Here is a 13,681-nt window from a genome sequence, read left to right on the forward strand (position 1 = left end):
TTTAGAGGGTCGCTGCGCTGTGCGCCTTTGGCCGGGACAAGCGCTCACGCACCAATTGTTTGACTTCCTGCTGGCTGCGAAGCGTCAGCGCCTGCTCGGCCAGCCCCTCCCACTCGCGTTGAGATAACGTGCCGATCAATGCCCGGCTCGGCAAGATCGAGCTCGCACTCATGCTGAACTCGTGCAGGCCGAGACCGAGCAGCAGCGGAATCGCCGTTTCGTCGCCGGCCATTTCGCCGCACATGCCGACCCATTTGCCTTCGCGCCGGGCGGCGCGGATAACCGTCTGCACGAGCCGCAGCACCGTCGGGTGGCATGGCTGGTACAAGTACGAGACCGTTTCGTTCATCCGGTCGGCCGCCATCATGTATTGGATCAAATCGTTCGTGCCGATGCTGAAAAAATCAACCTCGCTGGCGAAAATATCGGCACCGATCGCGGCCGCCGGCACCTCGATCATCATCCCGACCTCGATGCGCTCCGCTACGACCTCCCCTTCCCGCAGCAGCTTCTCTTTCTCTTCCTGCAGCAGCCGTTTGGCTTCAAGCAGCTCATCAAGTACGGAAATCATCGGAAACATGATTTTCAACTGCCCGTGACGGCTGGCGCGCAGCAGCGCGCGCAGCTGCGTACGGAATAAATCCTCGCGGCTCAGGCACAAGCGCAGCGCCCGCAGTCCGAGGAACGGATTGCTTTCCTTCGGCAGGCTCATGTAAGGAAGTTCCTTGTCGCCGCCAATGTCGAGCGTCCGGATGACGACGGGCTTTCCTTCCATTTTCTCAAGCACGTGCTTGTAGCTGTTATACTGCTCTTCCTCTGTCGGCAACGACGTTCTGCCCATATATAGAAATTCCGTACGGAAAAGGCCGATGGCTTCCGCTCCGTTCTCGAGCGCCTTCGCCACATCTTCCACACTGCCGATATTTGCCGCCAATTCGACCCGGTGTCCGTCAGCGGATTCGGTTGGTCGATCCTTCAATCGCGCCAGCTCGGCCTTGCGCCGCTCATACTGCGCCTGCTTCTCCCGATAGTCTGCCAGCTCGGCATCGCTTGGATTGACCACAATACGGCCCTCCAATGCATCCAGAACTACCGTATCCCCCGCCTGAATGGCATGGACGCCTGCGCCTGCCCCGACAATGGCCGGTACATCGAGCGACCGGGCCATAATGGCCGAGTGCGACGTGCGGCTGCCGATTTCGGTGACAAAGCCGCGAACGATTTCCAAATTTAATTGCGCCGTATCCGAAGGCGTCAAGTCCTCAGCCACGATAATGCACGCTTCCAGCAAGCTGGAAACGGTCGTGTGCGACACGCCCCGCAGATGATTGATCACGCGTCCGGCCACATCCTGCAGATCGACTGCGCGGCCGCGCAGCAATTCGTTATCGAGCGACAGCAGCGCCTCGATGAACGATTGTGACACTTCATAGAGCGCGTACTCCGCATCGACCGCTTGTTCGGCGATCTGCTCGGCGGCTGCATCGATCAGCTCCGGATCTTCCAGCAGCAGCAGATGCCCTTCGAAAATTTCCGCTTTATCGGGGCCCAGCCTTTCTTCCGTTGATTGCCTGATGGCTTCCAGCTCCCGTTTGGCCTCCGCTACCGCCTTCCGGAACCGTTCCGTCTCCGCCGGAACATCATCGATGCTGCGGCGCTGAGGAACATACTTCTCGGCTTGCAGCGGCACGGCCTTCGCAATGGCGAAACCCGGGGAAGCGGCAATTCCAGTAAGTACATGGGACATCACTCAATCCCTCCTTATGCTTTTCTCTGATGATTAACGCTTAACCGTCAGCTTCAACGCTTCATAACGGTTATATACGTTTTGATGAATGGGATGCTCCCCAGGCAGACCCGTGTACGTTTCAATAGCATGATGAATGCCGTGTTCGGCAATTAAAGCCTGAATGGCCGCAGCTTCCGGATCTTCGGGATAGTCGAACAACAGCGCGGCGGCCATCCCGGCAGCCAGATGCGGCACCTCCATGCCCAGCTCATGCGCCAAGAGCGCCGGACGAACGAGCCTATCATTCGGGGACAACTTGCGGATCGGCGAACGCCCGACCCGTACGACCTCGTCATCGATATACGGATTCGTGAAGCGATCCATAATTTTAGCCGCATAGGTCTCATGTTCCTTTGCGTCAAATCCGAATTTGCGCACCAGCATGGCGCCTGTTTCTTGCAGAACGGACGCTACCTCCGCCCGGATCGCCTCGCTGCTCATCGCTTCCTGAATCGTGGAGCAGCCTGCAAGATAGCCGTGATAGGCCGCGCAGCAATGTCCCGTATTGACGGTGAACAGCTTGCGCTCGATATAGGGCTCCAGCTTCTCGACATAATGAACGCCGGCAATTTCCTGAAAGCCGGACGGCATCGCGGACCGGTCGACGACCCATTCGTAGAAAGGCTCGACCGTTACCTGCAGCGGGTCCTCGTGGTGCTGCAGCGGCACGATCCGATCGACGGCCGCATCCGGGAAGGCAACGAGGCCATCCGCCAGCACACGGTCTTCGGGCGTCAGATGCGCATACACCTGTTCCTTAAGCTGGGTGCTGCCGCCGATCGCATTCTCGCACGCAATGACGGGCAACGGCGCGGCGGAAGCGCGCAGCCGGACCCGGATTCCTTGGGCGATAGACGGGGCAATGTGCTTAAGGACCGACACGCCGACCGCCGTCGTCACTAAATCCGCACCTGCAATCGCCTCCGCGACTTGCTCCAGGTTCGTACCGTTAACCGCGGTCACGTTCCGTACAAGCTCGGCATCCGCCTGCTCGTTCGCCAGCGTGACTGTATACTGCCCGCGTTCGCGCAGCAAATCCACGAGCGACGCGTTCACGTCCACGAAGCAAACCTCATAGCCCGCCCGCGACAACAGCAATCCGATGAAACCTCTGCCGATGTTCCCTGCTCCAAAATGAACCGCCCTCATGCGTCCAGCCCACTTTCAATAATATCGACTAGTTCCGCCTCCGAAGAAGCATTCAAAATTCGCTTCATATCCTCCTCTTCGGACACAAGCATCGCAACGTTCGTTAAAATTTCGAGGTGCTCGTCGCCCTCAGCGGCAATACCGATGATCAGGTTCGCGCGCTCACCTTCGCCGAAGTCGACACCGTCCGGCACGATGACAACCGACAGTCCGGTCGACTTGATCAGCGCCTTAGCCTCATTCGTGCCATGAGGAATCGCCAGACCGCCGCCCATATAGGTAGAGAGCGAGCGCTCGCGTTCGATCATTTTATCCACATATTCGGAAGGCACATGGCCGGCATCGACCAGAAGCTGTCCAGCTATCCGGATCGCCTCATATTTATCGTTCACTTTTACGTTCAGTCTCACTTTATCTTGGGATACAATGCTCATTTCGTCTCTCTCCATTCCATTTTTGTTTGTATAAATTGTTCCAGCTCTTCCGATATCGCGCGGCGAATCGTCTCGGCATCGGCGGTCCCGAGCTGAACGATGAATTCCGGCAGCAGCAGCATGGCGCTAATTTCGCTCAGCACCTCCAGGCTCTCCCGCGGCAATTCCATCGGAGCAAGCATCAGCAATGCTTGCGTCACGGCGTGCCGGCCTTCAGGACCCATATGGACCGGCGGGTTCAGGACAAACAACGCGACAAGCGGCTCCTGCACCGAATCGCTTCGGGTATGCAGCAGGGCCAGCTCCGTTCCCGGAATGACCTGGCTTCCATAGCTTTCCCGGGCCAACAATTGCGAAACCACGGTTTCGATAGGCTCTATGCCGTAAGCCTGCTGAACCACCCTGCAAATGTCCGTAATGACGTCTCGCAGCTCGTAGTTGACACGTTGACCGTCCAGCCGATAAACCTCAAACCGGTCGAGCAGTCGGATTATTTCTTCGACGTAACGTTTCAGCATACGCAACCGGTCAACGGTACCGCCCGCTTGGAGAATGCCGTCCTGCTCCGAGGACGGTCTTTCGATGAGAATCGTTTGAATAAATTTTCTCAGTCGTTCCGTCTCGTCCGCCGTAAGCAGCGGACTCAGTTTGATGTACTGGTCGGCTTCCACGGGGAGATCAACGGTCGAGATAATCAGATCGTAATCCTCTTTCGGTCGATGAGCCGCCTCGAACCAGGAAGCGTGTCCGACAATGTCGATCTGCGGGAGCTCTTTCGTAATTCGTGCCGCCAGCAGCTTGGACGAACCGATACCGCTGGTACATACGATCAGCGCCCGGACATGACGGGAGAATTGCTTGGCACGTTCCAGAGCCGCTCCGAAATGCATGACCAGATAACCGATTTCCTCGTCGGGAATTTGAAGTCCCCGAATCGTCCGGTCAACCGCTTGGCGGACCGTGAGGAATAGCGATTCGAAGTCTCGCTTGATTTGGGAGAGCAGCGGATTGCGAATGGCTTCGCCCTGCTCGATTCGCTCCAGCGCCGGCTTCAAATGATGCAGCAGGCCTTCCACCAGCGAACGATCGGAAAGCAGCGGGACCTTGATGCGCTCCTCGACGAAACGAATCAGATTCACGATGGTTTCCACCATATCCATATCGTCTTGAAGCAGCAGCTCTTGAGACGGAGTCCCCTTCCAGAAGGAAAGCAAATCCGCGAAATACCCGGACTCTTCAGGGGACAAGTCCAGCTCCAGCAATTCGGCGAATAGCGCCAGTCTGCTATGCGTTTCCCGGTCTGCTTGCGATTTGGCACTGTATTCTCCGGGCTTGATGCACCGGCCCTGACGCACGCGCGTTATGGCGACGGACAGCCGAATAAGCAGCTCCGTGTAAGCCGCCTCCGACAACTGCGTAGGCCACTGCTCCTCCAACTGCCAAACCGCCTGCTCGACCCTGAAAAAGCTGCTCTTTCCGATCATCTCCAGCAGCTTGCGCGTAACCGGATGCGGGGAAGGATTGCCGGGCTTGCCAAATAGGTCGGAGTCGTCCAGACGGTCTCTGGCGAGCCTGGCAATCACGGATCGCTTGGCCGGTTCCGGCCCGACCAGCTGGATGCCGTATCCTCTTCTTCGCACCAACGTCAAGCCTTCTTTGTTCAACCCGTCTTCGTGTTCGTCCAAATCCGCGCTGATTGTAGGCTCGGTAACATGCAGCTCATGCGACAGCGTGAACAGCTTGATCGGTTCGACGGAATCGAGAAGCCGGCACAGGATAAGAACCTTTCGTTCGTCTGCGGTGTGGGCATCGGTATCCAATCGGAGAAGCCGCCGTGAAAGGGCCTCTAGCTGACCGGGCTCCGCCTGAAGCTGGATGCCGACCCCGGACTTCTTGGATAGCGTCAGTCCTTCGGCCAGCAAAATCGATTCGATTTCCGGAAGCTCGCGATGAACGGTCCGGGTGCTCACTTTAATGGCATCGGCGATTTCACCGGCGGTAATTTCACCTTGTCTGCTGAGCAGCAGCTCTAATATTTGTCGCTGTCGATTGGACACCTTCCGCATAGGCTGAATCATCCCTGCTTACAAGAAATGGGCTTGACGCCGACGAAATTTTTCGCCAGCGTCAAATTAAACTTTATTCACCTAATCTGTTAATCAATGAATCGTATTCCGGGCTTTTCAGAAAGTCGTCGATCGAAATATGCTCCGCCTTGGGCGCGACCAATTTAGCCCGTTCCGTCAACGATTTGTGGGTGATGACGATATCCGCATCCTGCGGAATTTCGCTGATCGCCGTATTGGTTACCGTGACCGGGATACCGGCTTTATTTATTTTTTTCCGCAGGATCGAAGCACCCATCGCGCTGGAGCCCATTCCGGCATCGCAGGCGAAGACGATTTTCTGAACTTCAGACTTCGCTTTCACAACAGTTGTTGTGCCTGCCGCCGCCGCGGGAGCCGCAGAAGCCGGATTTGCGTCCTTGCCTGCATTTTTCATTTGTTTCATTTGCTCGGTTGCTTGTTCAAGATCACCATCCTGCTCCTTGCCGCTCGTCTTCAAGAGCGCCGAAGCGATGAGGAACGAAGCGACCGTTGCCGTCACCACCCCGCTGAGCACCGGGAGCAATCCTCCCTTAGGAGCCATCGCAAGGTAAGCGAATATACTGCCCGGAGAAGGCGTCGCCACAAGTCCCGCACCGAAGATCGAGAACGTATAGCTGCCTACGACACCGCCGGCAATAGCGGCGAGGATCAGTCGCGGATTCATTAGAATGTACGGGAAGTAAATTTCATGAATACCGCCAAGGAAGTGAATGATCGCGGCGCCCGGCGCCGATTGTTTCACCGAGCCGCGGCCGACGAGCCAGTAGGCCAGCAGAATGCCAAGTCCCGGACCAGGGTTCGATTCCAGCATGAAAATGATCGACTGACCGGTCTTAGCCGCTTGATCCAAGGCGATCGGACCTAATACGCCGTGATTGATCGCATTGTTGAGAAACAGAATCTTACCCGGCTCGATCAAGACGTTCGCCAGCGGAAGCAGCCCGTTGTTGATCAGGAATTCAACCCCGGCGGCAAGTGTTTTACTGATAGCCTGCACAACAGGTCCGATGCCGGTGTAGGCGACCAACGCAAGCGCGGCGCCGATGATTCCCGCCGAGAAGTTGTTGACCAGCATCTCAAACCCTGAACGGATTTTGCCTTCGATCGATTTATCGAACTTCTTCAGAACCCAAGCCGCCGCAGGTCCGACGATCATGGCGCCCATAAACATCGGAATATCCGCTCCGACGACGACGCCCATCGTGGCCACCGCGCCAATGACGCCGCCGCGCGTACCGTGAATCATCGTTCCGCCGGTATAACCGATTAACAGCGGCAGCAAGTACGTAATCATGGGCCCGACAAGTTTGGCTAAATATTCATTCGGAAACCATCCGGTTGGAATAAACAAGGCGGTAATTAACCCCCATGCGATAAAAGCTCCCATATTCGGCATCACCATTCCACTCAAGAAACGACCGAAACGCTGCACCGCTACCCGGACCCCCCCGGGAGAAGCTTGTTGTTTGGTGTGCTCGCTCATTAGGTATCCTCCTCACTTCTTTCCTTTGCCTGATCATTATTCCGCAAAGGGTTATGAACTAATCGTAAAGTGTAACGCTTTCAATTTCAATCGAAGGAAAAGGAGGTTTCGTCATCATCGCTGATGACAACTTTTAAGGAGCCCGGCGCGTCAAAAAAGCCCGCCCTCGCTCTAAAGCGAAAAGCGGACTTTGGGGTTATCGCTCGATCTGTTCGAGCAGTTCCGGTACAATGTTCGGCGGTTGCTCGCCATGAAGCGCTGCCACAAGATTGCGTGCGGCGAGCATGGCCATATCGAGACGGGTGGCGGCCGTCGCCGAACCGATATGCGGCAGCGTGACGACGTTCGGCAGCGTGAAGAACGGATGATCCGGCCGAGGAGGCTCCGGATCGAACACATCGAGTCCGGCGCCGCGGATGCTGCCGGATTGAAGTGCATCGAACAGCGCGGCTTCGTCGACGGTCTGGCCGCGTGAAGCGTTGATGAAGAATGCCGTCGGCTTCATCAAATCGAAATGCTCGCGGCGGATCATCCGGGTCGTCTCAGGGGTCAGCGGCGTCATCATGACGACGAAGTCCGAGCGCCGCAGCAGCTCGTCAAGCTCGCAATAAACAGCTTGAAACCGCTCTTCCGCTTCCGGCTTGCGCGAACGGTTATGATAGAGCAGCTGCATGCCGAAGCCGTGCACCGCCCGCTGCGCGATCGCGTCCCCGATGCGGCCCATCCCGATGAGACCGAGCGTGCGATGATGCACGTCGAACCCGAAGAAGTCTTCGTCGGTCAGCCCCTGACCGCGCTGCCAACGTCCCTGCTTCACGAACGCATCCAGCTCGGGAATGCGCCGTGCCGCGGACAGCATGAGCGCAAGCACCAAGTCAGCCACCGTATCGTCCAGCACATAAGGCGTGTGCGTGCCGATCACGCCGCGCGCTCTCATCGCCTCAATATCGAAATGGTTATAGCCGACCGAGATGGTGCTGACAGCGCGCAGCTTCGGTGCGCGATCAAGCAGTTCCTCGTTGATCGGTACGCCGGTCATCAGCAAACCTTCTACTTCGCTTAATTCGGCAAGCAGCTGCTGACGGGAGGCGGTGCCTTGTCCGTCCCACATCCGGCATTCGCAGTGCTCTTGCAAATAGGCCAGAACTTCCGGTGGAACGGGCTTCGATATGTAAACCTTCGGTTTGTTCGACTTCATATATGCACCCTCCCTTACTGCCCGGAGGCGGAAACCGCAGCCTGGACGGCTTGCTGCTCCGCCGGCAGCACTTCATTCAAGCTGCCTGAACGATAGCCCTTCAAATCGAGCGTGACGTACGCATATCCGATCTCCCGCAGCTTTGCGTGCACCGTCTCGGCAATCGGCAGCAGGGCAGCCAGGTCGGCAGCCGGCACTTCGATGCGGGCCAAATTGTCGTGTTGACGCACCCGCACTTGCCGAAACCCGAGCTGCATGATGAAATCCTCGGCACGGTCGATCATCGACAGCTTCTCCGCCGTGATCAGCTCGCCGTATGGAATTCGCGAAGACAAGCAAGCAAACGAAGGCTTATCCCACGTCTTCAATCCGAAGAGACGCGACATGTGGCGGATTTCGGACTTCAGGATGCCCGCCTCCAGCAGCGGCGCGCGTACGCCCCGTTCATGCGCGGCTTGCAGACCCGGACGGTGCTCGCCGAGATCGTCGGCGATAGCGCCGAAGACGACGTACGGATACCCTTTGGCTTCGGCGATCGGAATCAAGTGATCGAACAGCGAATTTTTGCAAAAATAGCAGCGGTTGGTCGGATTTTCGGCATAGCCGGGGATGTTCAGCTCACTGGTCGGGATGACTTCGTGCGGTGCGCCTAACGATCTGGCGAGCACAATCGCCTCTTCCTTCTCTCGCGCGGGATACGTCTCCGAATCGGCCGTGATCGCAAGAACATTGTCGCTGCCAAGCTCCTCAAGGGCCGCTTTCAGCAGGAATGCGCTATCAACGCCGCCGGAGAAGGCAACGACTACTTTCCCCATGCCGCGCAGTATATCTTTAAGCTTCTCGTATTTCTGATTCATCTGGTTATCGGTGACGCTCATCTGTTCAGCCTCCATAAGTGTGCTTCTCCAAGCATTGCACACGTCTTCCGTCTTACGGTCACCCGAGTGGTCCGCTTTACTTATTATAATCGCTTTTGCAAGAAGAAGAAACGGTTTTTGCATCAAACGGCGTAAACCGCGCTTTCGCGCATGCCTCTACGCACGTCGTTTCCCCCTTTTTTGTTCCATCGAATGGTCTCTCCCGGTCTATGCGGCCGGCTCTTTGGCCGCCTGCCAATTAGAGAATTCGATTCGGGTCTGTTACAATGTTACAAGATAACAAGCTGGTTACATCTCGATCTGATCCTAGCCGAGGGAGTTAGTGCCATGAATGAAATAACGGTAATTCAGCAAAAGCTCGAACAAGCGATCGAAGCGCTTGAAGCCCGTTTTCTCGAACGGGAGGAACTGATTCGCCTGCTGCTGCTCGGTTTGATGGCCGGAGAGAACGCCTTGCTGGTCGGCCCTCCCGGTACGGCCAAATCGCAGCTGGCCCGCGCCGTGGCGCAAGTGTTCGGCGGCGGGCGCTGGTTCGACTATTTGCTCACCCGCTTCACAACGCCGGACGAAATGTTCGGACCGGTATCGCTGCAGCAGCTGAAGCAGGACCAATATGTACGTCAGACGGACGGGTATTTGCCTGCGGTCGACTTTGCCTTTTTGGACGAAATTTTCAAAGCGAACAGCGCCATCCTGAATGCGCTGCTGTCGATTTTAAATGAGCGTATCTTTTTCAACGGACAAGATAAACAGCAGGTACCGCTGCTCTTCCTGATCGCCGCCTCCAACGAGCTGCCGGAAGAGAACGAGCAGCTTGCGGCTTTGTACGACCGTTTTCTATTGCGGTATGAGGTTGAATATTTAAAACAAATGTCCAGCTACGAACGGATGTTCCAGCTGCCGAACGAGCCTTTGCCGTCTCTGCTCACCCTGAGCCAGGTTGAAAAGATCCGCAGCGCCGCGGACCGCGTATCGATTCCGGAACCCATCATCTATATGCTGTATCAGCTCAAGACGGCGATGGAGGACAAGGCGTTCAGACTCTCGGACCGCCGCTGGCGCAAAATCGGACACGTCTGGAAAACGTCCGCCGCCTTGAACGGGCGTGACGCAGTGCAGGTATGGGATACCGTATATACGCCGCACATGCTGTGGGATCACCCGGAGGATTACGGCACGCTGCACGACCTGTTCCAGCAATCGTTCCAAGAGGCCCTGAAAGCGGAAACCGAACGCGAGCTGCCGCTCCGGCGCTACGACCGGATCGCCAAGCATTGGCTCTCGAAGGAAGAAGAGCTGCATGCGTTTCAATTCAAGAAGGAAATCGGCGCCCGGCTCAGCCAGGAGGATCAAGCCAAAGCGAAAGCGAATCTCGAGGAATGCAAGCACGAGCTGGAGGAAACGGCTCGCGAGCTGCAGGGCAAGCTGATCCAGTGGCTGCAGCGCGAGAAGGATTTGCCGGGTTACATTCGCAACCGGAACTTCCTCGTCCTGCAAACCGCGCAATACGCGGTCAAGTACACGCATCTGCGCATCCAGGGCGAACGGACGCTGCAAACGATGCAGGGGCTCTACCGCACCTTGTTCGATCGGGAGCTGCCCGGCATCGATTACGACTACACGCTCTAGGAGACCTGTGAGGAGACGTTATGATCATTCGTTCCACCCGGATAGACCGCTATGTGTTTGACGGTTACGTCACCTCCTCCCGCACCGCGCAAGAATGGATCCGGGAGGCGGAGAAGCGCACCGCCTGGTTCTCGATCGAATTGTTCGCCGACTTTTACATGTGCTTCTATCTGGCCCGCCCTGCCGAGGATGCGCATGCGGAGGCGACGCCTTTCCACCGCTGGCTCGTCCGGGAGCTGCGCAAGCAGCACTTCTACCGCTCCCTTCATCCGCTCACCACCGGGGAAGTGAACGCGGCGTTCAAAACGTCGCTCAAAGCGCTCATGTGGCTCACCTCCTCTTTCGAAGACGAGGTGAAGCGCCGCCTACAGGAGGAGCAGCAGCTGCGGACGATCGGCCTGAGCGAGAAAAACAAGCAGCAGGGCCAGGAGCCCTCGCAGCAGGTGCAGGAGCAGCTGTCGGAGAAGCAGATCGAGAAGCTGCGCCTGGTCGGGTATACGCTCCAGCAGGGCAAGCGGAACGTCGAGGACAAGCAGGCCGCCCTCGACGCCAGGCCTCTCGTCGCCTCGGAGATCGAGGCGCTTGCCAGCCGCGTCCGCTCGCTGCAGGAGGAGATGCGCACCGATTTCCTGCGCCGGGACAAGCTGCGTACGAAGCTGGCCAAGGCCGAACAGGAGCTGAAGCACGCGGAGAAACAGCTGGAGCGGCTGCGCAGGAAAGAACAGGAAACGTTCAAGCAGCTTGAAGAGCAGCTCGGCTCGTGGTTGAATGAAGCGCTTCGGGCCTCGCTCGGCAGCGAGCAAACCGAGACGCTGGCGCTTGCGGACTTGCTCCAGGCCAGCCAGCGTGTGGCGAACCGCCGCTGGGGGAGCGATCTGGGACGGCTGCAGCGGCAGCCGTATGCCCGTTTTCTGGAATGGATCGAGAAGCTGAAGCGGTATCCCGACCTGGTTGCGTTCATGCAGGAGGTGGGCCGTCAGGTGCAGCAGTTCAAAGCTGTCCGGAAAAAGGTGCATGCCCCCCGTATCCCCGAAAGCTACGACGATTTGCGCCAATCCGGCGACATCGCCCGCATGCTGCCTTCCGAAGCGAGCCTTCTGGCCGATCCGGATTACGAGGCGTATTTCATGGTGAAATGGCTGGAGCGCAAGCTGCTCAGCTACAACATTGCCGGTAAGTCCGAGGAGCCCGAGAAAGGTCCCGTCATCTGCATGCTTGACACGTCGCACTCGATGCGCGGCGCCAAGCTTCGGGTTGCGCAGCTGTTCGTCGCCACGTTCGCGGCGTTCGCCATGCTCGAGAAGCGCGACTTCCTGCTGATGATCTTCGGTGCCCGCGGCGAGCTGCTCGAGCATCCGCTCTACTGGAACAAGCCGAACTGGGCGGCGTTCTATGCGTTGACGCAGCTCGCCTTCGGCGGCGGCACCCACTTCGATGCGCCGATCCGCCGCGGCATCGAAATCGTCGCTTCGCAGCCGCGCTACCATGACGCCGACTTCGTCATGGTGACCGACGGCGTCGGCGCCGTCTCTCCGCCGGTGCGCGATGCGCTGGCGTCGCTCGGACAAGCGAAGCAGGTGCGGCTGCACACGCTGATCGTCGGCAGCGCGCGCCAGCATTTGGCGCAGCGCTACGACATCGCCGGCGTGTCGCACCAAGTGCGCTTCGCCGCGACTTGGGAAACGCAGCAGCAGCATGACCTGCTGCTGGATGTATTCAAGGCGCGGCGTACGGGCCGGGCCGCGCCCCAATAGAACAAGGCTGTCTCCCCTGCCGGCGCAGGGAGACAGCCTTGTTGGTTTAATATGGCAGGACGGCTTCGCGGCCTTCCTCCTCTACCTTTTGCCGCAGGCGATGGACCAGCGATTCCAATGATTCCGGCAGCAACAGCTCGACCGGAGAGATCCCCTGGTCGAACTGCAGCGCTTCGGCTTCCAGCAGCACGACATACCGGTCGCCCAGCTTCGCAATATGCAGCCGGTCTCCGTAGTCGGCAAGCAGCGCGCGCACGGACATGTGCCCAAGCTTGATTTTCATATCAAGATCCGGCTTTTGCTCCACCATAATCGATGTCGCCTCCATCACTTGCGCCGCTTCCCATTTTTCCTGCAGCTCGCGTTTCTCGCTGTGGGCCCACAGCTCCATTTCTTCCATTTCCCGTTCCTTTGCCTCAACGTTATCCTCGTACACCTGCTCGACATACTGCTGCACAAAGCCAAGCACCTGCTCGTTCATCAGTTCGGGAACGGACTTCTCGTACTCGACAAACTTTAAAAAATCTTCGAAATACCGCGCGTGCGAAGACTGGTGAATTTTCAGCTCCCAGTGGTCCATCATGCCCGGCTCCGGCATATGCGGATACATGATCGACTTCATGTTTTTGGCGTTGATGGCCATTTCCACCCGGTTCAGCAAACTGCGCTCGTCCGTAATGCGGGCGATTTTCTGCTCAAAGTCGCATTTGAACACGAACAGAAACGGCTCATCGAACAGCTGGCTGTACCGCGCCCGCACGACGAACATCGCGCCGCCCCGTATTGCGCTCGCATCCATATAAGTGGTCACGAGCTCGTCCGCATGGCCCATGAACGCATCGATCGATTCGGCCATACGCAATCTCGCGAATAAATTGTAGTTCGGGTTGCTGTCCAGCTCGTAGCCCGGTTCCACGATAAAGCGCCCGATTTTGGTCGGAACCTGCTCGGCTTTCGGATGCCGTTCCGCTTTCCGCTTGGCCGTCTTCCCGAATTCGCCGTCCAGAAAGTCGCTCAGCTCGCTTACGGCATAATCCTCGGCATCCATCGTGATGAAATGCTTGCTCCGCTTGCCCCCCTGCCCGTCTTCCCCATCCACCTGAATGACAAAAAATGAAATATAATCAACGTCAAATTTCATGCGTCGTTCCCGCCTTCCTCTACCATTCCAATCCACCTATAAGAAAAGACCGAATTTTAGTATACAACAGAGCGGCCTGTTGTCTCTAGTGGAAATGAGATGCGAGGCTGCGCCCGCG

At 57.6% G+C, this 13,681-nt stretch carries 10 protein-coding genes; 2 read left to right on the forward strand and 8 right to left on the reverse strand.

Going from position 1 to position 13,681, the window contains the following annotated elements; all coding sequences use genetic code 11:
• Window position 1: 1 nt before the first annotated feature.
• The 7 genes from ptsP to larE all read right to left on the reverse strand — a co-directional run bounded on the left by ptsP (window position 2) and on the right by larE (window position 9,054).
• Window positions 2–1,747 carry a phosphoenolpyruvate--protein phosphotransferase gene (gene ptsP / locus ACZ439_RS00080; protein ID WP_127605797.1) on the reverse strand — a complete coding sequence of 582 codons (1,746 nt, stop codon included), beginning with the start codon at window positions 1,745–1,747 and terminating at the stop codon, window positions 2–4.
• Between the two features lie 33 nt (window positions 1,748–1,780).
• On the reverse strand, window positions 1,781–2,938 hold the full coding sequence (locus ACZ439_RS00085) for a mannitol-1-phosphate 5-dehydrogenase (protein ID WP_054799408.1): 1,158 nt from the start codon (window positions 2,936–2,938) through the stop codon (window positions 1,781–1,783).
• A complete protein-coding gene (locus tag ACZ439_RS00090; protein WP_054796465.1) occupies window positions 2,935–3,372 on the reverse strand; it encodes a PTS mannitol transporter subunit IIA in 438 nt (145 codons plus the stop codon). The genes ACZ439_RS00085 and ACZ439_RS00090 overlap by 4 nt, the downstream gene beginning before the upstream one ends.
• Window positions 3,369–5,438, reverse strand: coding sequence for a BglG family transcription antiterminator (locus ACZ439_RS00095; protein ID WP_054799409.1), 2,070 nt, complete (start codon window positions 5,436–5,438; stop codon window positions 3,369–3,371). The genes ACZ439_RS00090 and ACZ439_RS00095 overlap by 4 nt, the downstream gene beginning before the upstream one ends.
• Window positions 5,439–5,511: 73 nt before the next feature.
• Window positions 5,512–6,963, reverse strand: a complete 1,452-nt coding sequence (locus ACZ439_RS00100) for a PTS mannitol transporter subunit IICB (RefSeq protein ID WP_464620456.1) — start codon at window positions 6,961–6,963, stop codon at window positions 5,512–5,514.
• A 196-nt stretch (window positions 6,964–7,159) separates the two neighbouring features.
• A complete protein-coding gene (locus ACZ439_RS00105) occupies window positions 7,160–8,161 on the reverse strand; it encodes a 2-hydroxyacid dehydrogenase (protein ID WP_054796463.1) in 1,002 nt (333 codons plus the stop codon).
• A 14-nt stretch (window positions 8,162–8,175) separates the two neighbouring features.
• Window positions 8,176–9,054, reverse strand: coding sequence for an ATP-dependent sacrificial sulfur transferase LarE (larE, locus tag ACZ439_RS00110; protein ID WP_230875935.1), 879 nt, complete (start codon window positions 9,052–9,054; stop codon window positions 8,176–8,178).
• A gap of 312 nt (window positions 9,055–9,366) precedes the next feature.
• Here larE and ACZ439_RS00115 point away from each other — a divergent pair, with 312 nt between their 5' ends.
• Both ACZ439_RS00115 and ACZ439_RS00120 read left to right on the forward strand, forming a co-directional pair.
• Window positions 9,367–10,668 carry an AAA family ATPase gene (locus ACZ439_RS00115; protein ID WP_054796462.1) on the forward strand — a complete coding sequence of 434 codons (1,302 nt, stop codon included), beginning with the start codon at window positions 9,367–9,369 and terminating at the stop codon, window positions 10,666–10,668.
• A 20-nt stretch (window positions 10,669–10,688) separates the two neighbouring features.
• Window positions 10,689–12,422, forward strand: coding sequence for a vWA domain-containing protein (locus ACZ439_RS00120; protein ID WP_127605786.1), 1,734 nt, complete (start codon window positions 10,689–10,691; stop codon window positions 12,420–12,422).
• 46 nt (window positions 12,423–12,468) lie between these two features.
• On the opposite strand, the gene ACZ439_RS00125 is transcribed toward ACZ439_RS00120, so the two are convergent.
• A complete protein-coding gene (locus ACZ439_RS00125) occupies window positions 12,469–13,563 on the reverse strand; it encodes a DUF3900 domain-containing protein (protein WP_464620457.1) in 1,095 nt (364 codons plus the stop codon).
• Window positions 13,564–13,681 lie beyond the last annotated feature (118 nt).

This window comes from Paenibacillus sp. JCM 9796 (genome assembly GCF_055379675.1).

Excerpts from the sequence above, each read along its gene's own strand:
- ACZ439_RS00125 (WP_464620457.1), bottom strand. The coding sequence starts at position 13,563 with ATGAAATTTGACGTTGATTATATTTCATTTTTTGTCATTCAGGTGGAT.
- ACZ439_RS00120 (WP_127605786.1), top strand. The coding sequence starts at position 10,689 with ATGATCATTCGTTCCACCCGGATAGACCGCTATGTGTTTGACGGTTAC.
- ACZ439_RS00115 (WP_054796462.1), top strand. The coding sequence starts at position 9,367 with ATGAATGAAATAACGGTAATTCAGCAAAAGCTCGAACAAGCGATCGAA.
- ACZ439_RS00105 (WP_054796463.1), bottom strand. The coding sequence starts at position 8,161 with ATGAAGTCGAACAAACCGAAGGTTTACATATCGAAGCCCGTTCCACCG.
- ACZ439_RS00100 (WP_464620456.1), bottom strand. The coding sequence starts at position 6,963 with ATGAGCGAGCACACCAAACAACAAGCTTCTCCCGGGGGGGTCCGGGTA.
- ACZ439_RS00085 (WP_054799408.1), bottom strand. The coding sequence starts at position 2,938 with ATGAGGGCGGTTCATTTTGGAGCAGGGAACATCGGCAGAGGTTTCATC.
- larE (WP_230875935.1), bottom strand. The coding sequence starts at position 9,054 with ATGGAGGCTGAACAGATGAGCGTCACCGATAACCAGATGAATCAGAAA.
- ptsP (WP_127605797.1), bottom strand. The coding sequence starts at position 1,747 with ATGTCCCATGTACTTACTGGAATTGCCGCTTCCCCGGGTTTCGCCATT.
- ACZ439_RS00095 (WP_054799409.1), bottom strand. The coding sequence starts at position 5,438 with ATGCGGAAGGTGTCCAATCGACAGCGACAAATATTAGAGCTGCTGCTC.
- ACZ439_RS00090 (WP_054796465.1), bottom strand. The coding sequence starts at position 3,372 with ATGAGCATTGTATCCCAAGATAAAGTGAGACTGAACGTAAAAGTGAAC.